At 72.1% G+C, this 25027-nt stretch carries 21 protein-coding genes and 2 tRNA genes; 10 read left to right on the top strand and 13 right to left on the bottom strand.

Going from position 1 to position 25027, the window contains the following annotated elements; translation table 11 throughout:
• The first annotated feature begins 6 nt into the window (after positions 1–6).
• Entirely contained in the window at positions 7–987 is a 981-nt protein-coding gene (locus J2W21_RS00830) for a hypothetical protein (protein WP_307112614.1), read from the top strand.
• Positions 988–1105: 118 nt separating this feature from the next.
• Here J2W21_RS00830 and J2W21_RS00825 read toward each other — a convergent pair.
• Both J2W21_RS00825 and J2W21_RS00820 read right to left on the bottom strand, forming a co-directional pair.
• A tRNA-Ser gene (locus J2W21_RS00825) sits at positions 1106–1194 on the bottom strand.
• 77 nt (positions 1195–1271) lie between these two features.
• Positions 1272–3452 (bottom strand): prolyl oligopeptidase family serine peptidase, encoded by a 2181-nt coding sequence (locus J2W21_RS00820; RefSeq protein ID WP_307112613.1) that lies wholly within the window; start codon positions 3450–3452, stop codon positions 1272–1274.
• Positions 3453–3490: 38 nt separating this feature from the next.
• Here J2W21_RS00820 and J2W21_RS00815 point away from each other — a divergent pair, with 38 nt between their 5' ends.
• Positions 3491–5488, top strand: a complete 1998-nt coding sequence (locus tag J2W21_RS00815; protein WP_307112612.1) for an FAD/NAD(P)-binding protein — start codon at positions 3491–3493, stop codon at positions 5486–5488.
• A gap of 201 nt (positions 5489–5689) precedes the next feature.
• On the opposite strand, the gene J2W21_RS00810 is transcribed toward J2W21_RS00815, so the two are convergent.
• Positions 5690–10171: an ExeM/NucH family extracellular endonuclease gene (locus J2W21_RS00810; protein WP_307112611.1), complete on the bottom strand. Its 4482-nt coding sequence runs from the start codon at positions 10169–10171 to the stop codon at positions 5690–5692.
• A 198-nt stretch (positions 10172–10369) separates the two neighbouring features.
• On the bottom strand, positions 10370–11161 hold the full coding sequence (locus J2W21_RS00805) for a VOC family protein (RefSeq protein WP_307112610.1): 792 nt from the start codon (positions 11159–11161) through the stop codon (positions 10370–10372).
• Between the two features lie 188 nt (positions 11162–11349).
• On the opposite strand from J2W21_RS00805, the gene J2W21_RS00800 reads away from it, so the two are divergent.
• Positions 11350–12291 carry a hypothetical protein gene (locus J2W21_RS00800; RefSeq protein WP_307112609.1) on the top strand — a complete coding sequence of 314 codons (942 nt, stop codon included), beginning with the start codon at positions 11350–11352 and terminating at the stop codon, positions 12289–12291.
• A gap of 169 nt (positions 12292–12460) precedes the next feature.
• Here J2W21_RS00800 and J2W21_RS00795 read toward each other — a convergent pair.
• Positions 12461–12548, bottom strand: a tRNA-Ser gene (locus J2W21_RS00795).
• Between the two features lie 92 nt (positions 12549–12640).
• Between J2W21_RS00795 and J2W21_RS00790 the strand changes: the two genes are divergently transcribed.
• From J2W21_RS00790 to J2W21_RS00760, 7 genes are all read left to right on the top strand, one after another.
• Entirely contained in the window at positions 12641–13624 is a 984-nt protein-coding gene (locus tag J2W21_RS00790; protein ID WP_307112608.1) for an NAD(P)H-quinone oxidoreductase, read from the top strand.
• 201 nt (positions 13625–13825) lie between these two features.
• A complete protein-coding gene (locus tag J2W21_RS00785) occupies positions 13826–16144 on the top strand; it encodes a carbon starvation CstA family protein (RefSeq protein ID WP_307112607.1) in 2319 nt (772 codons plus the stop codon).
• Positions 16144–16395 (top strand): YbdD/YjiX family protein, encoded by a 252-nt coding sequence (locus J2W21_RS00780; protein ID WP_307112606.1) that lies wholly within the window; start codon positions 16144–16146, stop codon positions 16393–16395. Before J2W21_RS00785 ends, J2W21_RS00780 begins: the two co-directional genes overlap by 1 nt.
• A gap of 109 nt (positions 16396–16504) precedes the next feature.
• Complete coding sequence (locus J2W21_RS00775) at positions 16505–17152, top strand: bacterial proteasome activator family protein (protein WP_307112605.1); 648 nt, start codon at positions 16505–16507, stop codon at positions 17150–17152.
• 8 nt (positions 17153–17160) lie between these two features.
• Positions 17161–17601: a hypothetical protein gene (locus J2W21_RS00770; RefSeq protein ID WP_307112604.1), complete on the top strand. Its 441-nt coding sequence runs from the start codon at positions 17161–17163 to the stop codon at positions 17599–17601.
• 107 nt (positions 17602–17708) lie between these two features.
• Positions 17709–18563, top strand: a complete 855-nt coding sequence (locus tag J2W21_RS00765; protein WP_307112603.1) for an aldo/keto reductase — start codon at positions 17709–17711, stop codon at positions 18561–18563.
• Between the two features lie 87 nt (positions 18564–18650).
• A complete protein-coding gene (locus J2W21_RS00760) occupies positions 18651–19109 on the top strand; it encodes a rhodanese-like domain-containing protein (protein WP_307112602.1) in 459 nt (152 codons plus the stop codon).
• A 16-nt stretch (positions 19110–19125) separates the two neighbouring features.
• Here the strand turns inward: J2W21_RS00760 and J2W21_RS00755 are convergent, their stop codons facing one another.
• Genes J2W21_RS00755 through J2W21_RS00720 form a run of 8 tightly spaced genes read right to left on the bottom strand, consistent with a single transcriptional unit; the run spans position 19126 to position 24951 of the window.
• Positions 19126–20943, bottom strand: coding sequence for a complex I subunit 5 family protein (locus J2W21_RS00755; protein ID WP_307112601.1), 1818 nt, complete (start codon positions 20941–20943; stop codon positions 19126–19128).
• A 3-nt stretch (positions 20944–20946) separates the two neighbouring features.
• Positions 20947–21294, bottom strand: coding sequence for a sodium:proton antiporter (locus J2W21_RS00750; RefSeq protein ID WP_307112600.1), 348 nt, complete (start codon positions 21292–21294; stop codon positions 20947–20949).
• Complete coding sequence (locus tag J2W21_RS00745) at positions 21291–22070, bottom strand: MnhB domain-containing protein (protein WP_307112599.1); 780 nt, start codon at positions 22068–22070, stop codon at positions 21291–21293. The genes J2W21_RS00750 and J2W21_RS00745 overlap by 4 nt, the downstream gene beginning before the upstream one ends.
• Positions 22067–22360 (bottom strand): Na(+)/H(+) antiporter subunit B, encoded by a 294-nt coding sequence (locus tag J2W21_RS00740; RefSeq protein WP_307112598.1) that lies wholly within the window; start codon positions 22358–22360, stop codon positions 22067–22069. Before J2W21_RS00740 ends, J2W21_RS00745 begins: the two co-directional genes overlap by 4 nt.
• The gene (locus tag J2W21_RS00735; RefSeq protein WP_307112597.1) at positions 22357–22656 is read right to left on the bottom strand and encodes a hypothetical protein; all 300 of its coding nucleotides are present in this window, start codon (positions 22654–22656) and stop codon (positions 22357–22359) included. Before J2W21_RS00735 ends, J2W21_RS00740 begins: the two co-directional genes overlap by 4 nt.
• Positions 22656–22985 carry a monovalent cation/H+ antiporter complex subunit F gene (locus J2W21_RS00730; protein ID WP_307112596.1) on the bottom strand — a complete coding sequence of 110 codons (330 nt, stop codon included), beginning with the start codon at positions 22983–22985 and terminating at the stop codon, positions 22656–22658. Before J2W21_RS00730 ends, J2W21_RS00735 begins: the two co-directional genes overlap by 1 nt.
• A complete protein-coding gene (locus J2W21_RS00725; protein ID WP_307112595.1) occupies positions 22982–23506 on the bottom strand; it encodes a hypothetical protein in 525 nt (174 codons plus the stop codon). The genes J2W21_RS00730 and J2W21_RS00725 overlap by 4 nt, the downstream gene beginning before the upstream one ends.
• Positions 23503–24951: an MFS transporter gene (locus J2W21_RS00720; RefSeq protein ID WP_307112594.1), complete on the bottom strand. Its 1449-nt coding sequence runs from the start codon at positions 24949–24951 to the stop codon at positions 23503–23505. Before J2W21_RS00720 ends, J2W21_RS00725 begins: the two co-directional genes overlap by 4 nt.
• Positions 24952–25027 lie beyond the last annotated feature (76 nt).

The raw sequence follows: 25027 nt of genomic DNA, 5'->3' as shown, positions 1-25027 counted from the left end.
GCCCTCGTGAGCCACCCGGCCCCGCCGATCGCCCGGCGTCTGGCCTTCCTTGCCGTGCTTCTGGGTGCCCTTGCCATCCTGCTCCCCGTGGCACTGGCTCCCGGGGCCTCCGCGGTGGAGGGGCGCGTGCCCGCGTCGCCGAGCGTCCCGGACCCGACCCCGTCCCCCTCGACCACTCCCGCCACCCCGACTCCGCCCCCGCCGTCTGCCCAGGTGGCCCTGGCGCGCTCGGCCTGCGACTCGGTGCGGCTCACGGCCCGGACAGATAACACCGCGCCCCTGACCTATCGCGTGGCCGACGAGGCCGGAAACGTCGTCGCGACCGGCACCTTCTCCGGATCAGTGGACCGGGTCCTCTCCCTCTCGACCGGCCACGACTACACCGCAGCTGTCGGGCCGGCGGGCGCCGCTCCGCTCGCGACCTCCTCGCCCGCCAGCCTGCGAGAGGCCTGCCCAGTCTCCGTCACCGCCGACGCCCCCGGGTTCGATGACCCCTGCGGCACCCAGGCCGACGCGGTCGTGGCGCCCACGATCATCGGAGTGGACTACCGCGTAGGCGGCACGGTCCTCGCGCCCGGGGCCAACTCCGCCGTGGGGATGGTGACGGTCGAGGCGAGCGCCCGGCCGGGCTATGTCCTCAAGGGGCCCTCGCAGTGGACCCACACGTTCTCGGCCGAGCCTTGCGCAGCCTCCGCCCAGTCGTCGCCTGCTCCGCAGGGGGATGCTGCGGCCGCTGCGCCGCCCCCTGCCGCCCCGCCGGCGGGTCCCGCTCCCGGCACCTCCCAGGCGGGCCCGTCCGCGGCGCTGGCCGCCCCGTCGGCTCCCGCTCCCACACCCGAGCCCGAGCCCAACGACTCCGCCCCACGTTCGGCCGCCCAACCCGCCATGCAGGCGTCGGTGGGCGGCCCCGGCCCCCTCGAGTGGAGCATCATGATCGCGATCGCGCTGGCCGGCGGCATCGCCTTCTGGCTCAAGACGCGCCACTGACCCCAGCTGCACTGACCCCCAGCCGCACCGATTCCCCGCCTCACGGTGCGGCCGGCGGTGGTCGGAGCACACAGAAAGGCCCCCGGTTCCATGAACCGGGGGCCTTTCCATCATTCGGCGGAGACGGGGGGATTTGAACCCCCGGTCCAAGTTTCCCCGGACCCTTCATTAGCAGTGAAGTCCATTCGGCCGCTCTGGCACGTCTCCTTGCTGTCGCCAGCCTGACAAGCGTACCCAACCCGTGCGGCGAGAGCAAAAATCCCTCGCCGCATCGAGTCCGAGGCTCACCTCCTGAGGGTCCCCGTCAGGGCGCGCCACAGGAACGTCTGGCTGCGGGCCTGCAGGGCAGCGGCCTGCCGGTTGTCGGAGGCACCGGCGTGCCCGCCCTCGAGGGCCTCGTGGAACCACACGTTCGGGATGCCCATCGCCTCCATGCGGGCGGCCATCTTGCGCGCCTGGACGGGCCCCACCCGGTCGTCCGAGGTCGCGGTCCAGATGAAGGTGTCCGGGTAGTCCACGCCGTCCCGCAGCAGGTGGTACGGGGAGAAGGTCCGGATGGACTCCCACTCGTCCGGGTTGTCCGGGTCGCCGTACTCGGCGATCCACGAGTAGCCGGCGGAGAGCTTCGTGTACCGCCGCATGTCCAGCAGAGGCACCCCGCACGAGATGGCCCCGAACAGCTGGGGGTAGCCCACCAGCATGTTCCCCACGAGCAGGCCGCCATTGGAGCCGCCCGCGCAGCCCAGGTGCTCGGGCGAGGTGACCCCGCGGCGGACGAGGTCCCGCGCAACCGCCGCGAAGTCCTCATAGGCGCGGTGCCGGTTCTCCTTGAGCGCGGCCTGGTGCCACGCCGGCCCGTACTCGCCGCCGCCGCGGATGTTCGCCACGACGTACACGCCGCCCTTCTCGAGCCACGCGCGCCCCACGGTGCCCGAATACGCCGGGGTGCGGGAGATCTCGAACCCGCCGTACCCGGACAGCTGGGTCGGGGCGACCCCGTCCAGGACGAGCCCCTTGGGGCCGACCTGGAAGTAGGGGACCTCGGTGCCGTCTGCCGAGACGGCGAAGTGCTGCTCGACTTCGAACTGCGACTCGTCGAAGAACGACGGCGCGCGCTTCACTTCGGCGTGCTCCCCGCCTAGGGTGCCGCGCAGCAGGGTGGTCGGGGTCAGGAAGCCCGTGGCCACGAGCCAGTAGTCGTCCCCGGCCTCGGGGTCTTCGTCATCCACCGCGTACGACTCGACGAGGTGCAGCGGGGGGCACGCGTCGAGCACCCGGGGCGACCACCCGGCGTCGTCCGCGGACTCCACAGCAGCCGTCCCCGCGCCGCCCCCCCCCCGTGCGGGCGGAGTGAGGACGCGGATCTCGGAGGAGACGTCGCGGAGCAGGTTGAGCAGCAGGTGGCCCTTGGTCCACGACCAGGACTGCAGCGAGGTGTGGGCGTCCGGGGCGAACAGCACCGTGATGTCCCGCGCGCCGGCCATGAACGCCTCGAAGTCGGCGGCGAGCAGCGAGCCGCCGGGGTGCGTGCGCCCCTCGAGGTGCCAGTCGCGCTGGGGCCGGAACAGGATCCACTCCCGGTGCAGGTCCACGTCCACGTCAGTCGGCACGGGAATCCGCTGCCAGGCGCCGTCCCACCAGATCGAGTGCTCGACGTCGAAGAAGCTGATCCGGTCGCTCGCGATGAGGCGCTCGAAGCCGGGGGTGTCGTCGAACCCGGCACCGGCCATCATGTGCTCTGCGGGGACCTCGAAGATCACCTCGGCGTCGGCGAGGTCCGTGCCGCGGGGCAGCCTGCGCACGATCCGCGGGTAGGAGGAGGTGGTGACCGCGTCCTCACCGAGCGTCGAGGAGACCAGGAGCGTGTCCGCGTCCAGCCAGTCCACCCCGCCCTTCGCGGCCGGGAGGGCGAAGCCGCCCTCGGCAGGGTCGATGAAGGCCCGGTCCTCGACGTCGTACTCCCGCACGGCCGCGGCATCCCCGCCGTCGGGGGAGAGCCGGACCATGCAGCGGCGCCACGAGACGCCGTCGGCCGGGCGCAGGAAGTTCGCCCCACCCCACACCCATTCGACCCCGTCCGCGGCAGCGAGCGCATCGATGTCGAGCACCGTCTCCCACTCCGGCGCCTGGGTCACGTAGGACTCCCAGCGGGCCCGGCGCCACAGGCCCTTGGGGTGCTCGGCGTCGCGCCAGAAGTTGTAGTACCAGTCCCCACGCTTGGCCACCATCGGGATCCGGTCCGTCGAGTCCATGACCTCGAGGATCCGCGCCTCGAGCTCGGGGTAGTCGCCCGTCTCGAGCAGCTCCTCCGTGCGGGCGTTCTGCTCGCGCACCCACGCGAGCTGGTCCTCGCCGTGGATGTCCTCGAGCCACAGGTTCTCGTCGACGGGCTGGTCTGCGGGGACGGGGGCGGCCGGGGCGAGGGTGGCGGTGTCCGCGGCGGACTCTGGCGGCTGGGCAGTCATGGGGCCATCCTTCCACGCCGCAGGTTAAGCTCAACCCTATGGTTCGGGGCGGGATTCTGCGTGTGGCGGTGGTGGGCGGCGGCCCCCGCGGCGCCTCCGCGGTCGAGCGGCTCCTCGCCGTGCGCGCCCAGCAGGCCGGGCCCGCGCCCGACGCCGACGCCTCCCCGGGCGGCCGTCCCGCCGTCCGCGCCGCGCGCCTCGAGATCACCGTGTACGACCCGTTCAGCCCCGGCCCCGGCAAGGTCTGGCGCACCGGGCAGCCGCGCCTGTTCCTCATGAACACCCAGTCCTTCTATCCCACGCTCATCCCGAGCGAGCCCGGCCTCGCGACCCCGCTCGCGGGCGGCAGCTTCGACGCGTGGCGCGCGGCCCAGCGCGAGGCGATCGAGGCCGGCACATGCACCCTCGCGGCCGAGGAGCAGGCCGAGCTCAAGGGCCTCGAGTCGAGCGACTTCCCGCCGCGCGCGCTCTACGGGCGCTACCTCGCCCAGACGTGGGACGCGGTCCTCGCCGCGGCCCCACCCGGCACGACGGTGCGGCACGTGCCGGCCGAGGTCGCCCGGGTGGGGCGGACCCCCCACGGGTTCGCCGTCACCTGCGCCAACGGGCGCGCGCAGGAGGCGGACGCCGTCGTGCTCGCCCTCGGCCACGTGCCGGCCCAGCCGAGCCCGGAGCAGGCGGCGCTCGCCGACGCCGCGGCCCACCTGGGCCTGCACTACCTGCCGCCGGCCGCGCCCGCCGACGTGGACTGGGACCGGCTGCCCGCGGGCGAGACCGTGCTGGTGCGGGGCATGGGGCTGAACTTCTTCGACGTGATGGCTTCGCTCACCGAGGGCCGCGGCGGCCGGTTCGCCGAGGGCCACGACGGCCGGCTCGTGTACACACCGTCCGGGCGCGAGCCCTCCATCGTCGCCGCCTCGCGGCGTGGGGTGCCCTACCGGGGCAAGGCCGAGCTGGACGCGTACTACGCACCCTCCGTCGAGCTGCGCTGGCTCACCCGCGCCGCCGCCCTCGCTCCGCGGCGTGCCGGGATCCAGCCCTCCTTCGACCAGGACCTGTGGCCCCTCCTGCACCGCGACACCCTGTGGGCGTACTACTCGACGCTCGCCCGGGTGGAGCCCGCGGCCGTGTCCGAGGGCTTCCTCGCGGAGCTCTCGGCGGCGCTGGCCGTGGAGGGGCCCGGCTGGGAGCCGCGCGCCTCGGAGGTGGTGCACGACGGCGTGGTCCCGGCCCGGCGGCTCGACCTCCGCGCGCTGGGCGCGCCGCTGGCCGGCTGGCACGCCGCCGACCGTGCCGAGCTGGACGCCCGGGTCCTGGCCTACCTCGACGAGGACGCCGCCGGATCCGCCCGCGGCGAGGACGATCCGGTCAAGATGGCCATCGCCGCCCTCCACCGGGGCCGGGCCGTGCTCAAGGAGGCCGTCGCGGACGGGGGGATCACCGAGGCCTCATGGATCTCGGGCCTGCGCGGCTGGTTCGAGGGGCTCGCCGAGGGGCTCGCGAGCGGGCCGCCAGCCCAGAGGATCCGCCAGCTGGCAGCGCTCCTGCGCGCCGGGATCGTGAGCACCGTGGGTCCCGAGCCCCGCTTCTCCGTGGACCGCTCCGCGCGCACGTTCACCGCCGCCTCGCCCTGGGTGGGCGGTCCCGCGGTACGCTCGCGCTGGCTCGTCGAGGCGCTCGCTCCGGCGAACGCCGTGGCGCGGGCCGACTCGCCGCTGCTGTCCGGGCTCCTGGCCGACGGGCTGGTGCGGCCTCGCTTCCTCGCCGGCGCGGACGGGGTGCCTCAGCCGGCCACCGGGCTGGACGTGACCGCGCCGCCGTACCGGGCACTCGACGTCAACGGCCTGCCGGTCGAGGGCCTCTACGTGCTGGGCCTCCAGCTCTCCGCGGTGCAGTGGGGCACCGCGATCGCCGCGGAGGCCCATCCGTTCGCGGCGCCCGGCGAGGCGCACGACGGCGCGCCCTACCCGAGCGGGCAGCGCACCCTCCGCGACGCGGACGCCATCGCGCGGCACATTCTGAAGGTCACCTCCTGAGGACACCCCTGAAGGTCACCTTCTGGGAGGTGGCTCCCAGAGGTGGCCCGGGACAGCACGACAGCGGCCGGCGACCTCCACTGGGGATGCCGCCGGCCGCCGTCGCCCGTCACCCTGCCGCGTACCCGGAACGCGGAAAGCGCGTCGAGATGCGTACCCGAAACGGGTCACGGGCGACGAGATGCGTACCCGCAACCGGGGTCAGAGGCAGAGCCTCGCGTAGTTCCTCGTCAGCGCCTCGATGGCCCTCGCGGAGCGGTTGCCCGGATCGTCGAGGTTCTTCTTGAGCGCCGCGCACTGGGCCGACGCCGGCACCGGTGCCGGTCGGTCGGCGACCGGCACCGAGAGGGGCAGTGTGAGGGTCGTGCCCGACTCGAGCGCCGAGACGACATACCTGCCACCCTGCGGGTAGTCCGGGACCGTGAAGTCCAGGACGGCCCTGCCTCCGGTCACCCCGTAGGTCCCTACGAGCACCGGATCGCCCTGGGCCGGGCGGTACGTCAGCGAGACCTGGGTGTTCGCCGGGCTGCCGAGCGAGGTCAGGTCGAGCTGGCCCACCGTGACGGAGAGCGTCTGGCGGGCTGTCACGGACGACGGCGCTCCGGTCACCTCGGCGCTGCGCTTGGCGAAGTCGGGGGACACCGGGCTGTGGGCCGTGAGGTAGCCGATCCATGCGTCGCGGTCGATCAGGCCCGAGTCACGGGCGTCCTTCCCCTGGGCGAAGACGTGGAAGTTGTCCCCACCCTGAGCCAGGAAGCTGAACGTGCCCACGCGGTAGGAGCGCTGCGGGTCGACCGCCTCGCCGTTGACCCGGACCGAGGTGATCCGGTCGCCCTCCGCCCGGGTCGAGTCGAACGTGTAGGTGAGGTTCTTGCTCGTGCCCAGCTGCAGGTACGGCCGGCTCGGGACCGCGCCCGCCGCGTCGCGCTGCCACTGCTGCTCGAGCATCGTCTTGACCTGCGCGCCCGTGAGCGAGGTGGTCCAGAGGTTGTTCACGAACGGCAGGACCGCGTTCGCCTCGGCGTACGTCACCACGCCGTCCGGGGCGTAGTACAGCTCGCTGCGGAGCCCGCCCGGGTTCACGACGGCGATCTCGGCACCGCCGAGGGACGGGTCCTTGAGCGAGTCGAGGAGCGAATCGGCAACGAGCGCGCCGAGGGTGGACGAGGACGAGCGGTCGTCCCGCTTGCCGCCGGAGAACGCGGTCGTGACATCTCCGGTGACCTTGCCGATCGGCTGGCTGCCGATCTCGTCGGCCTTGGCGAGCGCGCCGTCCACGATGCCCTTGACCGCGGCCACCCGCGGGAATGCCGCGACGAGGTCTGCGTCCGCGACGGTGGACCGCTTGACGTTGGACTGCGAGTGCTTGACCACCTGCTTGGTCTCCAGGTCCACCGTGAGGTCGATAAGGCCCACGTTCTCACCGTAGTTCCCGGTCTCGAGCACGGGGCGGGTCTGGCCGGGCTGGCCGGGGACGGGGCCCTCCCACGCGTACTCCTTGTGGGTGTGGCCGGTGAAGATCGCCGCGACGTCCGCGGAGGTCTGCGTGACGAGCTTCGAGAACGGGCCGCCGGCTGCGACCTCCTGCTCGAGGGTCGCGCCGTCCGGCGTTCCGGCCCCCGCACCCTCGTGGTACTCGGCCACGATGACGTCGGCCAGGTTCTCGGACTTGATCTTCGCGGCCACGCGGTTGACGGCGTCCGTCGGGTCGCCGAAGTCGAGCCCGGAGATCCCGCCCGGCGAGACAAGGGTCGGGGTCTCCTGCGTCACGACCCCGATGACCGCCACCTTGAGCCCACCCGCGGTGACGACCTGGTACTCAGGGAGCGCCGGCGTCGTCGTGCCCTTCTGATAGACGTTGGCGCCCAGGTAGGGGAACTTCGCGTTGGAGCCGTTGCTGACGACCCGGTCGTTCAGGTCGGCGAAGCCCTTGTCGAACTCATGGTTCCCCACCGCGCTGGCCTTGAGATCGAGCGCATTGAGGACGTCGATCGTGGGCTGGTCGCCCTGGCTCGCCGAGGCAAACAGGGAGGCGCCGATGTTGTCGCCCGCGGAGAGGAACAGGGCGTTGCCGCCCGGTGCCTCGGCCTTGAGCTTCTCCACGGTGCCCGCGAATTTGACCGTGTTCGCGTCGATCCGTCCGTGGAAGTCGTTGATGTTGATGAGCCGCAGGTCCGCTTGGGAGGAGGCCGGGGCCGGGTCCATCCCGATCACGAACGGGTCATGGTCGGAGGCGCGGTACTGGTCCGCCGCGTAGTAGTCCGTGACGTTGTAGTTGTAGCGGCTGTACTCGAGGGCGACCGACTCGACGGAGTTGATGTTCCAGATGTCGGCGCCCGTCACCGTGGCGTCAGCGGCCGGGGACGCCAGGACGTGGTCCAGCGAACCGACCATGCCCCCGAACGCGTAGGAGTGCTTGCCGCGGGTGCGCGAGGACTGCTCGATGTACCCGGCCTGGGCGAGGACCAGCATCGGGTCCTCGTACCTGTAGGCGTTGAAGTCGCCGAGGAGGAACACCTTGTCCGTCTTCGCCGAGGACTTCATGCTGTCCGCGAAGCCCACGAGGGCCTTGGCCTGGGCCGTGCGCGCGAGGTTGGAAGCGCCCTGGCCCTTGTCCGTGTCCTCCGGGGTGGCCGCGGAGCCCTTGGACTTGAAGTGGTTGACGATCGCGAGGAACACGGAGTCCTTGCCCCCGCCGACGGGCTTGAACGCCTGGGCGAGCGGCTGGCGGGCAAGCCCCGTGAACGCCGCGTCGTCGAAGATCGTGGACCCGCCGACCGGTACCGCAGCGGCCTTCCGGTAGATGAAGGCCGTGCGGATCACGTCCTCTTGGGCGGGCACCACGGCCGGGCTCGGGACGAAGGCCCACGTGTCCGCTGCCGCCGCGTTGAGCGCGTCGACGAGCGTGGACAGTGCGGCGTCGCGGTCCTTGGCGAACTTGACGGAGTTCTCGATCTCCTCGAGGGAGACCACGTCCGCGCCGGAGGCGTTGATCGCCGCGACGATCTTGGCCTGCTGGCGCTGCAGGCTGGCCTGGTTGGCCGCGCCGCGGGCGTCGCAGCCGCCGCTGACCGTGATCGGGGTGCCGGCCCGGTCGGTGTAGTACGTGCAGCCGGTGAGCTGGTCGCCGGTGGTCGTGAAGTAGTTCAGCACGTTGAAGGTGGCGAGCTTGAGGCTGCCGCCCACGGGAGCGGGAGCGGCCTGGCGGGTGCTGCCGAAGTGGGCCGGCTGGACCACGGCCGCGTTCGAGGGCGTGAGCTGCTCGAGCGGCTGGAGCTTCCAGGCGCTGTTGCGCCAGTCGAAGATCGTCTCGCCCGTGAAGGTCGCCGGGGAGCCGACCCGCACCGGATCCGCCGTGGTGAGGTACGGCAGCGGCAGGGACTTGTTGGCCCCCGAGAGGAAGTTCGTCGTGGCGCCGTCGTCGAGCGTGACCCTGCGGGCCGCGTTGTCGGCGACGGCCGCGGTGTAGTCGTCTGAGCCGTATGGGGCGACCGCGGTGGGCTGCACGAGCGCGGAGCTGCCGGCGGCGAGGCCGATCTCCCCGTACTGGTTGAGCGAGTAGTTGTCGGTCACCGTGAAGGGCCCCTCGGGAGCGACGAGCATCCCCTCGAGGGCCTCCTTGGCGGTGTCGGAGAGCGGGAGGGTGAACGACGTCGGCTTGACCTCGGGCGCCGCGTCCGTGAGGACCTTGAGCCCCGCCGCGGAGGGGACCGAGAGCTGGGTCAGGTTGTAGTACTCGCTGACGGGCCCGGTGACCTCGACGTAGTCGCCGCGGTGGACGCTGCCCGCCGTGGCGGGGGAGTAGACGAAGATCGCGTCCGACGACGCGCGCTCGCCGGCCGTGCCACCGGAACCGGGGGTCTGGATGTAGTACCCGTTGAAGCCGCCCGTGGCGTACACGGCGGTGACCTTGCCCCGGGTCGTGACGGTGGTGCCCACGAGGGGGCTCGCGGGCCCGGTGCCCTGGATGTCGGCGATTGCGGTCACCCCGGCTGGGTCGGGGCCCGTCCCCGGGCCGGTGCCGGGGTCTGTGCCGCCGCCGGCGGACCGGGAGCCCTGCGGGGTGATCTCGGCGCTGAGCGTGAAGTCGGCCGAGTTGTCGTCGCTGTCCTTCCCACCGGTGCGGTTGAGGCTCCGGACATCGGTGGTGCTGGACGGGGCGGCGGCGGCCTTGGTCTCGAACGTGTTCGATGTGCCGTAGCCGAGGAGGTCGGCGACATCTGGGCTGCCCGTGAGGCTGCCGGTCGGCAGGCTGAGTGCCGTCGTCGTGCGGGCGAGGATGAGGGTGCCGGTGGTTGCGGACGGGTTGAGGCCGGACGTGACGTCCGCGGCAGGGAGGTCGGCCCCTGCGGTGCCGTTCGAGCCGCCAGACACGAGCAGGTAGCCGCCGGCTTTGATGCTCTTGCCGGCGAGGCTCACGGTGGTGTTCGCTGCTCCAGTGCCGGTCCCCGACCGGTACTGGAGCGACCACGTGCTCAGATCGACGTCCTGGGTGGAGGTGTTGCGGAGTTCGACGAACTTGTTCTTGAAGGCGGCTCCGGCGCTGCCGCCGGAGAGGTACGCCTCATTGATGACGATGCCGGGCGGCTGCTCGGCGGCCGTGGCGGGCACGGCGGAGACCAGCGGTGACACGACGGCCACCGCAGAGAGGGCGATTGCCGCTCTCCACGAGGGATTCCCCATATTCGGTTTCTCTTTCACAGGGTGGGTGAGTGAGGTGCTTGGAGCGAGGTGGAACAGGCTGGATCCAAGCAGCGGGATGTGAACGGAAGGTTTCGCACTCCGGGCCGCGGCGTGACACCGGGAGCCCGCGGGTGGCGGAGTCTGAGTGGGGCGGGCGCCGCGGCCCCCTAGCCGCTGGGCGCCCGCGGGCGCGTGGGCCTAGCCCTGGCTCGCCTGTCCGAGGTCCTGCGTGATGCGGAAGACGGCCCCGAACGGGTCGGCGAGCGCCGCCATGCGGCCGAACGGGGTGTCGGCGGCGGGCATGAGCACGGTCGCCCCGTGGGCGGTGGCCCTGTCGATGACCTCGTCCGCGTTCTCGACCGCCCAGTAGACGACCCAGTGGGCGGGGACGCCTTCGGGAAGGTCGCGGACGGCGTCGAAGATCCCGGCCTTGGACTCCGGGCCGTCACCGTAGGTGGAGTAGCGGAAGTCCGGGGTGTCGCTCATGACCGTCAGGTCCCAGCCCAGGGCCTTCGGGTAGAACTCCACGGCGCCGTCGTAGTCCCGCGCGTGGAGCTCGAACCATGCGGGAGCCCCCGGCTCGGCGAGGGTGCCGAAGCCCGTGTGGCCCGTGGTCTGCCACGAGCCGAAGGCGGCCCCGCCGGTGTCGCCGAACACTGCCATGTGGCCCTGCTCGGGGACCTCCATCGGCGGCAACCACACCTGCCCGCCCGCCGCGGAGACCGCGTCCGCGGTGGCGGCGATGTCGTCCGTCTTGAAGTACACGGTCCACACGTCCGGCATGGAGGCCTGCTCCTCCATCTTGCCCATCATGCCGGCCACCATGGCGCCGTCCTTGAAGGCCGTGATGTAGCCGCCGTACTTTTCCTGGTCACCGGTCTCATAGGTCCAGCCGAACAGGTCGGCGTAGAACGCCTTCGCCTTGTCGACATCGCTCGTCATGAGGTCGGCCCAGCAGGGCGCACCGGCGACGAAGTGGGGGGTGGGCAATGGGAGCTCCTTGGGTCGGTCTGTCTGGATGATTGCCGAACTAGCCGAACGAGACAGACGCTATGTGGCGCATCCGACATTTTTCAAGGATCCGCAGGGTCCGTCCCAGGCTCAGCGTGCTGGTCCGGAGGACCGGGAGCTGTGGATAACTCCGGCGCCGCCGGGGCCAGCTATGGCTCAATGGGTCGATGACACGTCGATCCGAGCTCCCCGCCCATCTGGCGGCCGGTTCGTTCACCGTGCGGGACGCCAGGGCCGCGGGGATCTCGGCCTCACGACTGCGCGCCCTCGATCTGGCGCTGCCAAGCCGCGGAATCAGAGTGCCGCGCGCCGCCGAGCAAGGCCTCGCGCGCCGGGCGGCGCCCTACCTCGTCCTGGCGCCTGAGGCCGTGCTCTCGCACCTCAGCGCGCTCGCGCTGCGGGGGTTGCCGCTCCCGGAGGCGCTCAGGCACGATGTGCGCCTCCATCTCACCGTCCCGCCGGGCGGCGTGCAGTTCCGCCGCCGCGGCGTCGCGGGGCACCGGGCTGCCTTGGGGCCGGAGGACACGGAGACGGTCGACGGCGTTCCGGTCACCTCGCCCGCACGCACCTTCCTCGACATCGCCGCGCTGCCCGGCGTCACGACCGAAGACCTTGTCGTCCTGGGCGATGCCCTGGTCAGCGAGCACCGGCGGTCGGTGTACGGCACGGCGGCCGTGGTCCGCTTGCCCGGCCTCCGCGCCGCCGTGGAGGCTGCGTCGGGGCGCCGGGGGAGCGCCAAGGCCCGCGAGGTGCTCGCGCTGGTGCGGGTGGGCGTCGACTCCCCGATGGAGACGCGGCTCCGCCTTGCCCTCGCACGGGCCGGGCTGCCCGAGCCCGTGGTGGGGTGTCTCATCGAGGGCGAGTCAGGCCGGCACACGTACGCGGACCTCGGATTCCCGAGGTTCCGCCTGGCCGTGGACTACGACGGTTCCCACCACCTCACGCCCGCGCAGCAGACCCGCGACGCCCTGCGCGCACAGGAGATCGCCGATGCCGGATGGCGGCTTGTGGTCATCACGAAGGGCGACGTGCGGCGGGGCGATGCCTGGGTCGCGGCGCGGGTGGCAGAAGTGCTGCGGCGCCAAGGCTGGGAGGACACCCGGCCCTGAACGAGTGTGCGGTAGTTGTGGGTGCGCGAGCGCGGGACCCACAACTACCGCACACTCGCGCTGCCGCCCGCTGCCCCGCCCCGCTGCCCCGCCCCGCTGCCCACGCCCTCGGAACCCCGGAAGACGGCAGCGCCCCCGGCCGCGTGGACCGGGGGCGCTGCACCTGAGGCGGAAGGTAAGGGATTTGAACCCTTGGTACGGGGTGACCGCACACTGGTTTTCAAGACCAGCTCCATAGGCCGCTCGGACAACCTTCCGTGTCCTAGTAGTGTTTCATAGGCGAGTGATCTCGTGAAAACCAGTGATCTTGTGAAAACTTCACGCCCCCCGGGGGAGGAGGAGCACCGACATGAAGGCCGTGTTCATCACCGAGCCCGGAGGGCCGGAGGTACTGCAGGTGCGCGAGGTCGACGCGCCGGAGCCCGGCCCGGGCGAGCTGCTCATCGACGTCGTGGCCGCGGGGGTCAACCGCGCGGACGTCCAGCAGCGCCGCGGCTTCTACCCGCCTCCTCCGGGCGCCTCGGAGATCCCCGGCCTCGAGGTCTCCGGCCGCATCGCAGGGTTCGGGCCCGAGGTCACCCGGCCCTTCGCCGTGGGGGACAGGGTCGTGGCCCTCCTGGCCGGAGGCGGCTACGCCGAGAAGGTCGCGGTCCCGGCCGAGCAGGTGGTCCGCATCCCCGAGGGTGTGGACCTCGTGACCGCCGCCGCGCTGCCCGAGACGGCGGCGACCGTCTACTCGAACCTCTTCATGACCGCCCAGCTCCAGCCCGGTGAGCTTCTGCTGATCCACGGGGCCACCGGCGGGATCGGCACGATGGCCGTCCAGATGGCCAAGGCCTTCGGCGCCCGCGTCGCGGCGACTGCGGGGACGGAGGAGAAGGTCTCGACGGCGCGCGCGTTCCTCGGGGTCGACGTCGCCATCAACTACCGCGAGCAGGACTTCGTGGAGGCGGTGCGCGAGGCCAGCGGCGGCCGCGGCGCGGACGTGATCCTCGACGTCGTGGGCGCGAAGTACCTCGAGCGCAACGTCGAGGCGCTCGCCCCCTACGGCAGGCTCGTGGTCATCGGGCTCCAGGGCGGAGCGAAGGCCGAGCTCAACCTGGGCACGCTCCTGAGCAAGCGCGCCGCCGTGATCGCCACGGCGCTCCGGCCTCGGCCGGTGGCGGAGAAGGGCGCCATCATGGCCGCCGTCAAGGACCACGTGTGGCCGCTCGTCACGGACGGCCGCATCAAGCCGCTCGTCGACAAGGCCTTCCCGCTCGCCCAGGTGTCCGCCGCGCACGAGTACTTCGACTCGGGCGAGCACGTGGGCAAGATCCTCCTCACGATGTAGCCGGAGCACCGGCCCGCACGACGCCGGCCACCCGTCTCGCGCGGGTGCGCCCCCGCCGTCGTGCTCGCCTTCGAGCCGCTCACCGCGCGGTCCCTACCGCTCACCGCAGCGCCCCCGCGGGCCGGACCCGAGGGCGGCTGGCGGCCACGCCCTCTGGCTAGGGTCGGGAGTATCCATCACTCTCGCTCGAGGAGGAGCACCATGAGTACCGTCGCACGCGGCGCTGGGGGAGCGCGCGGGACCGACCCAGCCGAGGCCGAGCTCGTCCAGGACCCGGCACTGCCGCCGGTCGCCGTCGACCCCGCGAAGCGTGAGGCGGAGGAGAAGCGCTGGACCCCGGCCAAGATCGCCCTCTGGGCCGCCATCGCCCTCCTCGGAGGGCTCGCGTGGGTCATGCTCGCGCTGGTCCGCGGCGAGACGGTGAACGCGATCTGGTTCGTCTTCGCGGCCGTCTGCACGTACCTCATCGGCTACCGGTTCTACTCCAAGTACATCGAGAAGCACCTGCTCAAGCCCAACGACGTCCGCGCGACGCCGGCGGAGTACAACGCCGACGGCAAGGACTTCGTCCGCACCGACCGCAACGTCCTCTTCGGGCACCACTTCGCCGCGATCGCCGGCGCCGGACCGCTCGTGGGACCGATCCTCGCCGCCCAGATGGGCTACCTGCCCGGCACGATCTGGATCATCGTGGGCGTCGTGCTCGCCGGGGCGGTGCAGGACTACCTCGTGATGTTCTTCTCGATGCGCCGAGGCGGCCGCTCGCTCGGCCAGATGGCCCGCGAGGAACTCGGCGTGGTCGGCGGGACGGCCGCGCTGCTTGCGACCCTGCTCATCATGATCATCATCGTGGCCATCCTCGCCCTCGTGGTGGTCAACGCGCTCGGCGAGAGCCCGTGGGGCGTCTTCTCCGTGGCCATGACCATCCCGATCGCACTCTTCATGGGCGTCTACCTGCGGTTCATCCGCCCGGGGAAGGTCATGGAGGTCTCGGTCATCGGGTTCGTGCTCCTCATGGCCGCGATCATCGGCGGCGGCTGGGTCTCGCACACCGACTGGGGCCAGGCGATCTTCCACCTCGACCGGCTCCCGATCGCGTGGGGCATCATCGTCTACGGCTTCGTGGCGGCGGTCCTGCCCGTATGGCTCCTGCTCGCCCCGCGCGACTACCTCTCGACCTTCATGAAGGTCGGCGTCATCGCGCTCCTCGCGGTCGCGATCATCGTGGTGCGCCCGGAGATCAGCGCCCCGGCGTTCAGCGAGTACGCGTTCAAGGACAACGGCCCCGTCTTCGCCGGTGGCCTCTTCCCGTTCCTGTTCGTCACCATCGCGTGCGGCGCCCTCTCCGGCTTCCACGCCCTCATCTCCTCGGGCACCACCCCGAAGCTGATCGAGAAGGAGCGGCAGACGCGCTTCATCGGCTACGGCGGCATGCTCATGGAGTCCTTCGTGGCGATCATGGCCCTCGTCGCCGCCGTCTCGATTGACCGCGGCCTCTACTTCGTCATGAACTCCCCGGCGAGCCTCACCGGCGGCACGGTCGAGTCGGCCGCCGCGTGGGTCAACGGCCTCGGCCTGGCCGGGGTCAACGTGGCCCCGGGCGAGCTCGCCGCCACCGCCCAGGGCGTCGGCGAGGCCTCGATCGTCTCCCGCACGGGTGGCGCCCCGACCCTCGCCGTCGGACTCAGCCACATCATGGCCCAGTTCATCGGCGGCGCCGGCCTCGCGGCCTTCTGGTACCACTTCGCCATCATGTTCGAGGCCCTGTTCATCCTCACCGCCGTGGACGCCGGCACCCGCGTGGCCCGGTTCATGCTGCAGGACTCGATCGGGAACTTCGTCCCGAAGTTCAAGGACACCTCGTGGCGCCCGGGCGCCTGGCTGTGCACCGCGGTCATGGTGCTGGGCTGGGGCTACATCCTGATCCTCGGCGTGACCGATCCCCTCGGCGGCATCAACACGTTCTTCCCGCTGTTCGGCATCGCGAACCAGCTCCTGGCGGCGATCGCGCTCGCGGTGTGCCTCGCGATCGCGGCGAAGCGCCGCTCGTTCCGGCACCTGTGGGTCGTGGCCGTGCCGCTCGCGTTCGCGGCCGTCGTGACCATCACGGCGAGCGCCTACAAGATCTTCTCGCCGGTCCCCGCCGTGGGCTACTTCGCGCAGAACGCGCAGTTCGCCAAGGCCCTCGCGGACGGGAAGACCTCCTTCGGCACCGCCAAGACCGTCGCCGCCATGGAGGCCGTGGTCCGCAACACCATGGTCCAGGGCGTCCTGAGCGTGGTCTTCGTGGTGCTCTCGATCATCGTGATCGTGGCGGGCCTCGTCGCCACCGTCCGCGCCTTCCGAGCTGCGGTCGGCGGGACCCCGGCCGGCAGCGCCGCCGTGGCCGACAACGAGGACCCGGCCGTGCCCTCGCGCGTCTTCGCGCCCGCCGGCCTGGTGCCGACCGCGGCCGAGCGCGCGATCCTGGCCGAGTGGAGGGACGCCGGGATGACCACGACGCCGGCCGGTCACCGCTGATGTCCCCCTCACCCGGGAGTTCCGGCGGCGCCGGGCGCACGACGGCGATCGCCGCCGTGCGCTCGGTCCTCGCCGGGGCGCGGGCCTACGCGCGCGGGGTCATGGGCGCCGACGCGTACGAGAGGTATCTCGAGCACCACCGCTCCGAGGAGGCCGCGGGCCGGTGTGCGGCGCCCGCGATGACCGAGCGGGAATTCTGGCGCGACCACGCCGACCGCCAGGACGCCAATCCCCAGGGCCGGTGCTGCTGAGTGCCGGTCCTGCTGAGCGGCGGCACGAGCTGAGCGGCGTCGGGCGAGGCCGTCGCCACCCGGCCGTCCGGCCCATGGCCCGGCACCGGCCGCGTGAGAGGATGGCGCTATGACGTCAGCGGGGAACGAGCACACGGACGGGATGGGACCGGGCCACGCGGAGGATCCGGTCGAGGGGACCGCCATCGACGGCGACGCGGCCGCGGAGGCCGGCCACGCGGCGTCGCCCGCGCAGCAGCCGAGGCGGGCGAGCCTGCAGGAGCTCGTGGACGAGCCGGCGAAGGTCATGCGGATCGGCACGATGATCCGCCAGCTCCTCGAGGAAGTGAAGGGCGCCCCGCTCGACGAGGCCGCCCGCGAGCGCCTCGCCGAGATCCACGAGCGTTCGATCCGCGAGCTCGAGGACGGCCTCGCACCCGAGCTCGTCGACGAGCTCCACCGCATCTCGCTGCCGTTCTCGGACGAGTCGGTGCCCTCGGAGTCCGAGCTCCGCGTCGCGCAGGCCCAGCTCGTGGGCTGGCTTGAGGGCCTCTTCCACGGCATCCAGACGGCCATCGCCGCGCAGCAGGCGGCCCACCAGCTCGCGGCGGCCCAGGTGCAGCTGCGCCAGCTCCCGCCCGGGACGATGATCGCGCCGGGCGTGGTGATCGGCCCGAACGGCGAGCCCCAGCGCGCGGCCCAGGGCCCCGGGCAGGTGCCCGGCCAGCGGCAGGGCGTTCCCCGGGACCCGGACCACGGCCCGGGCCAGTACCTCTGAGCGCCTCCGTGGGATTCATCAAGTCCGCCCTCACCGGCCGGCGCGACGACGCCGAGCTCGGCAAGGGCCTGTGGCGCCGCGCGCACGACCGCTTCCGCAGGGGCCTCGACCGGTACCACCAGGTCCTCGAGGGGATCGACGACGACGCGCTCTACAGCGAACTCGTGGTCATCGCCGACGGCCTCGCGGGGCTCCTTCCCCGGGTGCGGGCGGTCTGCGTCGAGGCGCAGCGGCGCTCCCCGAGCGAGGGGCTCGACGTTCCGGGCGACTACGCCGCCGTGCACCGGGCCCTGTCCCGTGCCGGCAATGCCCTCGCCACCACGGCCGAGGCCGCCGCGATGCTGCGCCTCGCCGTCGGCCCCGTGCCCGTGGGTGCGCTCTCGGTGCAGCGCCGCGCCGCGACCGTGCTCGAGCACGTCCAGGAGGCCGAGGAGCTCATGCGCCGCTGAGCCGTGCCGCCACCCGGATCTATTCCGCGGTTCGCGGTCCGCGAAGTGCCGCGGAAAATCGTGCAGAACCCGTGGCCTGGGCAGCATGCGGTGGCAGGATGGGCAGCATGACTTCTGCTGAGACCCTGACTTCCCCTGTCCTCTCCTTCCACGATGGCCGCACCATCCCGCAGCTTGGGTACGGGGTGTGGCAGGTCGAGGATGACGTCGCCGAGCGCGTGGTCGGCGAGGCGTTCAACGTGGGCTACCGCCACATCGACACCGCCGCGATCTACGGCAACGAGGCCGGCGTGGGCCGCGCCATCGCCTCCTCGGGGCTGGACCGCGAAGACCTCTTCATCACCACGAAGCTCTGGAACGCAGACCAGGGCCGCGACAAGGTCGCCCCCGCGTTCCAGACCTCCCTGGACAAGCTCGGCCTCGACTACGTGGACCTGTACCTCATCCACTGGCTCCAGCCCAAGCGTGGCCTCTACCTCGAGACGTGGGAGGAGTTCGCGAAGCTGAAGGAGTCCGGCCGGGTCCGCTCGATCGGCGTCTCCAACTTCACCGTCGAAGCGCTCGAGGAAATCGAGCGCGAGACCGGCGTGGTCCCCGTGATCAACCAGGTCGAGACGCACCCGTACTTCCCGCAGTCCGAGCTGCGCGCCTACGAGGAGTCCAAGGGCATCCTGCACGAGTCCTGGTCGCCGCTCGGCCAGGGCAAGGACCTCCTCGAGGATTCCGTGCTGCGCGAGATCGCCGAGAACCACGGCGTGAGCGTTCCGAACGTGGTCCTCGGCTGGCACCTCGCCCTCGGCAACGTGGTGATCCCGAAGTCCGTCACGCCCGAGCGCATCGCCCAGAACTGGACGGCCCTCGCCCTCACCCTCGAGCCAGCCGAGATCGAGGCCATCAACGGCCTCGACAAGGGCGCGGCCGGCCGCATCGGCGCCGACCCCGCCGAGGCCGACTTCGCCTGATCCCCGCATCAGAAGCACGACGGAAGGTGACCCGCTCTCACGAGGCGGGTCACCTTCCGTCGTGCGCCCGGAAGAATCGAGGAGACGGTGGAACAGCAGAGCATCGCGTCCGTGGCGTCCGTCGGCGTGGCGTCCTTCGGCGTGGACGAGGGCGGCGTGGACGAGGGGAGGGCGGCGATCGATCTCCTGCTCGCCGAGAGCCGCGCGGGACTGGAGCGTGTCCATCCCGAGGACCTGGACCGCGAGATGTCCGCCGGTGCCCTTGTCGTCGACACGCGCCCGGTCGACCAGCGCGACCGCGACGGCGCCCTCCCCGGGGCGATGGTGATCGACCGCAATGTCCTCGAATGGCGCCTCGATCCGACCTGCCCCTTCCGGCTGCCGATCTCGGATGATCCCAGCCGTCGGATCGTGATCGTCTGCAACGAGGGGTACAGCTCGAGCCTCGCTGCCCACACCCTGCAGCGGCTCGGCCTGAGCAGGGCGACCGACCTCGTGGGCGGTTTCCAGGCCTGGGCCGCGTTCCGGAAGCAGGCCCAGCGCTGACCGCTGCTGCCGAGTGCTAGAAGAGCACGATCGCGCCGGAGGCCGCGACGCCGAGCACGAGCCAGACCGTGTAGTCGCCCACGCGCCCTGAGTGCAGGCTCCGCAGGAGGCGCAGGGGCGGGTCGAGCACCGCAAGGGGGCGGCCGGCTGCCCCCGGCAGGCGATGCCGGTAGAGGTCCGCGGCGGCCACCCCGAGCGCCGCGAGCGTGGTGACGCACCCCCAGAGGATCCCGGCGGCGTCCCACTCGGACGATGGGCCTCCCGGCACCGCGCCGGCCGCGCCGCCGAGGGCGGCCGCGACGTACCCGGCCCGGTCCATGAACTGCCGCGCCGCCGCTGCGGCCGCGTCCGCGATCCCGGGCACGAAGCCGAGCAGGGCGCCGGCGCCGAGGAGCGCGGCCACCGGCAGGCTCATCGACAGCGGGACCCGTTCCCGGCCGATCCGCACCTCGATCATCTCCTCGTCTCCGCTCATGCCCTCGGCCTCGATGCCCTCCGGCGGGGAGCCGAGCCCGAGGAAGATCCGCAGGCCCACGCGCAGCACCGCACCGGCCGTGAGGGCGGAGACGGCGATCATGAGCGCCATCCCCCACACGCGGCCCGACTCGGTGAGGGCATGTTCGGTGACGGCCTTGCCGAGGCCGGTGGCGAACGGGGGAGCCCCGGCGAGGGCCGCCGCGGTCACCAGGAAGGCCCCGCCGAGCACCGGGGCGTCCCGTCCCCGGCCCTGAAGGGTGTACTCGTCCACGCTGCCGTACCGGTCGAGGACCACGCCGCTGAGCAGGAACAGCGAGCCCTTCACCGCGGCGTGCCCGAGGACGTAGACCGCGAGGCCGGCGAGCGCCGACTCCGAGGCCGAGCCGAGGGCCACGAGGAAGACGCCCATGTGGGCGATGGTCGAGTAGGCCAGGAGGCGCTTGAGATGGCGCTGGATGAAGCACATGAGCGTCGCGACCACGGCGGTGAGGACGCCGAGGACCAGGAACAGGGCTTGGATGCCCGCGGCCGCCGGGGTGCCGCTGAACACCGCCCAGTAGACCCGCGCCACCCCGTACAGCCCGAGCTCGACCATCACCCCCGAGAAGAGGACGCACACGGGGGAGGGCGCCACGGCGTGCGCGTCGTCGAGCCAGAAGTGGAACGGGGCCACCGCGCCCTTGACCAGGAAGCCCGTGCACAGCAGGACGAATGCGAGGGGCATGAGGAGGCTATGGTCGCCCTCGAGCTGGTGGGAGAGGGCGGCGAGGTTGAGGCTTCCGGTGTGCGCGTAGACGAGCCCGACGCCGGTCAGCGACACGTAGGCGGCGAGCGAGTTGATGATGCCGAAGTTGATGGCGCCGTGGACCGCGGAGGGGTCCTCGCTCTTGAGCCCGGTGAGCGCGTAGGCGGCAACGCCCATGAGCTCGAAGAACACGAACATGGTGAAGACGTCCCCGGCGAACGCGAACCCGGTCATGCCGGCGAGGAACAGCAGCATGAGGCCGTGGTAGTGGGAGCTGTCCGATTCGAAGTACCGCCAGGAGAAGACGAGGGCGGCGACCATGAGGGCGGCGGCGAGCAGGGCCAGCCCGACCCCCACACCGTCGCCCACGAGCGCGATGCCCACGGTCCGCCCGTCGCGCGCGGACCAGCCCCCCATCCAGTAGACGTGCCGGGACGACGCGGCGCCCGCGAGCAGCGCGCCGTCCACGCAGACCGCGGCAGCGGCTGCGGCGATGGCGAGGAAGTCCGCGAAGGGCCGGCGGACGTACCTCCCGACCGCCATGAGCACGCCCGCGGAGAGCACGAGCCCCACGACAAGGGCCGGCATGAGCGCGGCCATCCCGGTCTGCACGGCTCAGCCCTTCAACGGGCCGAGGTCGTCGGGGTCGACGGCGCGCCGCCGCTTGGCCATCTGGATCACGAGGGCCAGGAGCATGGAGGTCACGGCTGCCGAGACCACGATGTCGGTCAGGGTCAGCGCCTGCACGACGGGGTCGACTACGGGCGTGTCCCGGCCCACCTGCGAGCCGAAGATGGGCGCGAGGCCACCGTTCTGGTAGCCGACCGCGATGAGCAGGATATAGGTGGCGGACTGGGCCACGGACAGCGAGACGACGGCGTGCACGAGGTTCCGGCTCGTGGCGATCCCCGCGATGCCGACGAGCAGGACGGCCCCGGCCACGATGTAGGCGTAGACGGTCATGCCGCTCCCTCCTCGTCCTTGTCCGGCTGCGCGGGATCCTCCCCGGGCGCCGCGCGGATCGCGAGCGTCTGGTCGAGGAACCCGGACAGGAGGATGACGACGCTGCTCGCCACCGTCATGCCCACGGCGATGTTGAACAGGGGCACCGTGCCCGAGGACACGAGGTCCCCGAGCTGGCCCTGCGGGATGGCGTTGGCGAACAGGTCCGCCCCGAGGGCCGCGCCCGCGAGGCCGAGCGCGCCGAACAGGATCACCCCGAGCGCTTCCCCCTGGGCGAACCAGTCGAGCGGGCGCAGCCGCTCCAGGAGCCGGTAGTGGCCGCCGACGTACAGCAGGTGTATGCCCGTGGCCAGGACCACGCCGCCCTGGAAGCCGCCGCCCGGGGTGATCGCGCCGTGGGCCACCACATCGACGCCGAGCACGAGCGTGAGCGGGAACAGGACGTAGACCACGAGGGTTGTGGACTCGAGGGTCCGGCCGCCACTGCCCACCTCGCGCCGGCGCTCGCGGTGGACCGGGCGCAGGAGGGCCACCACGCCCGCGACGGCGCAGAAGAGGATCGTCTCCTCCCCGAACGTGTCGAAGCCCCGCTGGTCGAAGTTGACGCTCGAGACCGCGTTCGCCGTCGCGTGGGCGAAGGTCGCGGCGACGGAGAGGTCCCGGTAGGGGTGGCTCGCGCCGCCGAACCCGGGAAGCTGCGCGAAGGCAGCCCACAGCATCGTGCCGAAGGCCACGAGTGCCACGGCCAGGAAGCCCAGGCGCACGCGGCGGCTCACGGCTCGCCCTCCGCGCCGCGCGACTCGGCCTGCTCCGAGCGGACGCTCTCGATCTTCCGGATGGCGAGCACGACGATGAGGGGCACGACGGCGGTCCCGATCGCCACCTGGCTCAGCGCCACGTCCGGCGCCTGCAGCACCATGAACATCAGCGACAGCACGAGGCCGTAGGCGGAGAGCACCACGGCCTGGCGCGCGGGCCGGCGCGTGAGCACTACGGCCACGGCGCCGGCGAGCACGAGCGTGAGGCTCACGGCCACGAGGAGGTCGGTGATGGGGGAGCTGCTCATTCCGGCTCCTTCCCGACATCCGCCCCCGCCTCGGCCGCCAGCGCCCGCCCCACGGCGGCGGTGAGCGCCGGCCCGCTCAGGGCGATGGCCGCCGCGGTGACCAGCACCGAGGCGCTCCCCAAGGAGACTCCGAGGGCGAGCACGGCCGCCACAGCGAGGAGCGGCACCGCGAGGGTCGTGACCGGGGCCAGGAAATGCAGCCGGCCCAACGGCGTGCGGGCGAGCAGGGCCCCGCCGGCGGCGTAGGCCACGACGAGGATGGCGAGGGCGGCGAACACGGTCTGCGCGGCGAGCATCAGGTGCCACCTCCCGCGCCGGCGTTCTCCGCGCCCGCACTTCCCGCGGAGGCGTTCCCCGTGGTGGGAGTCTCCGGGGTAAGCAGGCGCGTGTAGACGAGGGTGCCGGTCGCCGTCAGCACGGCGAGGACGAGCGGGACGATGAGGTACGAGGACTGGTTGACGGCCACCGAGAGCGCGACCATCGCCATGATCGCGGAGGCGCCCAGCAGTTCGAGCCCGATGAGGCGCCCGATCGCGGTCCCGCGGGCGCACAGCAGCAGGCCCGGGGCCACGCCGACGATGAGGAGCGCGAGGGCGGCGGCCGCCCACAGGGATGCGGACGTCATCGCTCAGGCTCCTGCTCCTTCAGAACCTGCTCGTCCAGCCGGGGCCAGCCGGAGGTGACCGAGTGGACCGTCACCGCTCCGGAGTCAGGGTCGGACGCGACGACGACCGAGCCCGGCGTCGCGGAGAGGGCGACGATGCCGCCGGCACGCCAGCCGGTCTGCCGGGGGCCGCCCGCGGGCATGGTGGCCTCGCGCAGCTCTTCCGGCTGCCCCGCACGCAGCCAGCGCGGCAGGCGGACCATGTCCGCCACCGCTGCCACCGGCACCACGGCGGCCCACCGCAGCCACCCGCGGACGGGGCGTGCCCGGAATGGCAGGGCCCGGCGGGCCAGCCTCGCGAGCACCGCGCAGACCAAGGAGACTGCAGCTGCCGCCACGGTCTCCACGGCCGTGACGGTCGAGGCCGTCGCGAGCCAGAAGAGGGTTCCCGCGGCCGTCCACGCCGCGTACTCTCCAGCGGCGCGGGCGGGGGCGGCGCGGGACGCCGGCTGGTCCGCCCCGCCGGCCGCCTGCCGGTTCACACCGCCTCCTGCTGTGCCGTGATGGGCCGCGCAACCTCCTCGAGCGAGGTGCGGGCGGCCTCGACGCCGAGGAACACCTCGACGAGGCCTGCGGCGACCATCAGCCCCGCGCCGATGAAGTAGCCCACGGCCACGGCGCCGACTCCCTGACCGATGAGGCTGCCGAAGAGGAGCGGGCCGATGATGCCGCCGAGGCCGGTGCCCACCGCGTAGAAGAACGCGATGGCGAGCGCCCGGGTCTCGAGCGGGAAGACCTCGCTCACGGTGAGGTAGGCGCTGCTCGCGCCGCACGAGGCCACGAAGAACACGATGGTCCAGCAGGCGGTGAGCCAGAACCCGTCCAGGGCGCCCGCCCGGAACAGGGCGCCCACGACGGCGAGGAGGACGCCGGAGCCGATGTAGGTCACCGAGATCATGACCTTGCGGCCCACGGAGTCGAACAGGTGGCCGAGCGTGAGCGGACCGGCGAAGTTGCCCACCGCGATGGCCACGAGGGCCCACGGCGCCACGTCCTCGGGAACGTGCATGAGCTTGGTCAGGACGAGCGCGTAGGTGAAGAAGACCGCGTTGTAGAGGAAGGCCTGGCCGATGAAGAGCGACAGGCCCAGGACCACGCGCTTGGGGTACCGCTCGAGGGAGACACGGATGATCTCGCCGAACCCGATCGAGCGGCGCTGCTTGATCGTGATGGAGTCGTCGACGTCGCTGAGCCGGCGTCCGGTCTCCTTCTCGATCTCCGACTCGATGTCCTCGACCGTCTTCTCCGCCGCATCCTCGTGGCCGTGGATGAACATCCACCGCGGCGATTCGGGCACGTTGCGCCGCACGAGCAGGATGAGGAGGCCCAGGACGGCGCCGAGCCCGAAAGCGAGCCGCCACCCCAGCTCGGCGGGGAACAGCGCGGTGTTCAGCAGGACCACCGAGAGCATGGCCCCGAAGGCGGTGCCGAGCCAGTAGGAGCCGTTGATGGCGAGGTCAACGAGCCCGCGGCGACGGGCGGGGATGAGCTCGTCGATCGCCGAGTTGATCGCGGAGTACTCGCCGCCGATCCCGGCGCCGGTGAAGAACCGGCAGATGTAGAAGTAGACCGGGTTGAAGGAGAACGCGGTGGCGACCGTGGCCAGCAGGTACAGGCCGAGGGTGATGATGAACAGCCGCTTCCGGCCGAACCGGTCCGTGAGGTAGCCGAAGACGAGGGAGCCCACGCAGGCGCCCGCCACGTAGATCGCGGCTGCGAGGCCGATCCCGGCGGGGGAGAGGCCCAGCCCCGCGGAGGGCTGGGTCAGCCGGTCGCTGATCGATCCGACGATCGTGACCTCGAGCCCGTCGAGGATCCAGACTGTGCCGAGGCCGATCACCACCATCCAGTGCCATCTGGCCCAGGGCAGGCGGTCGAGCCTGCCCGGGATGCTGGTGCGGATGGTGCCGAGCGTGCTCTGACTCATGGTCCCTCCTGAACGAAACCCTCCCGGCGCTCCCCGCCAACAGGCGCGCCGTTCTTACCCGCACGCCCGCGGCGCG

Source organism: Sinomonas atrocyanea (assembly GCF_030811715.1).
Classification (GTDB): domain Bacteria; phylum Actinomycetota; class Actinomycetes; order Actinomycetales; family Micrococcaceae; genus Sinomonas; species Sinomonas atrocyanea_A.
Note: the sequence above shows the minus strand (reverse complement) of the source record. Positions and strands in the feature narration are given on the sequence as shown.

Coding starts and splice junctions, on each gene's coding strand:
- J2W21_RS00820 (WP_307112613.1), bottom strand. CDS start 3,452: ATGACTGCCCAGCCGCCAGAGTCCGCCGCGGACACCGCCACCCTCGCC.
- J2W21_RS00815 (WP_307112612.1), top strand. CDS start 3,491: ATGGTTCGGGGCGGGATTCTGCGTGTGGCGGTGGTGGGCGGCGGCCCC.
- J2W21_RS00810 (WP_307112611.1), bottom strand. CDS start 10,171: ATGGGGAATCCCTCGTGGAGAGCGGCAATCGCCCTCTCTGCGGTGGCC.
- J2W21_RS00800 (WP_307112609.1), top strand. CDS start 11,350: ATGACACGTCGATCCGAGCTCCCCGCCCATCTGGCGGCCGGTTCGTTC.
- J2W21_RS00790 (WP_307112608.1), top strand. CDS start 12,641: ATGAAGGCCGTGTTCATCACCGAGCCCGGAGGGCCGGAGGTACTGCAG.
- J2W21_RS00785 (WP_307112607.1), top strand. CDS start 13,826: ATGAGTACCGTCGCACGCGGCGCTGGGGGAGCGCGCGGGACCGACCCA.
- J2W21_RS00780 (WP_307112606.1), top strand. CDS start 16,144: ATGTCCCCCTCACCCGGGAGTTCCGGCGGCGCCGGGCGCACGACGGCG.
- J2W21_RS00775 (WP_307112605.1), top strand. CDS start 16,505: ATGACGTCAGCGGGGAACGAGCACACGGACGGGATGGGACCGGGCCAC.
- J2W21_RS00765 (WP_307112603.1), top strand. CDS start 17,709: ATGACTTCTGCTGAGACCCTGACTTCCCCTGTCCTCTCCTTCCACGAT.
- J2W21_RS00750 (WP_307112600.1), bottom strand. CDS start 21,294: ATGACCGTCTACGCCTACATCGTGGCCGGGGCCGTCCTGCTCGTCGGC.
- J2W21_RS00740 (WP_307112598.1), bottom strand. CDS start 22,360: ATGAGCAGCTCCCCCATCACCGACCTCCTCGTGGCCGTGAGCCTCACG.
- J2W21_RS00735 (WP_307112597.1), bottom strand. CDS start 22,656: ATGCTCGCCGCGCAGACCGTGTTCGCCGCCCTCGCCATCCTCGTCGTG.
- J2W21_RS00730 (WP_307112596.1), bottom strand. CDS start 22,985: ATGACGTCCGCATCCCTGTGGGCGGCCGCCGCCCTCGCGCTCCTCATC.
- J2W21_RS00720 (WP_307112594.1), bottom strand. CDS start 24,951: ATGAGTCAGAGCACGCTCGGCACCATCCGCACCAGCATCCCGGGCAGG.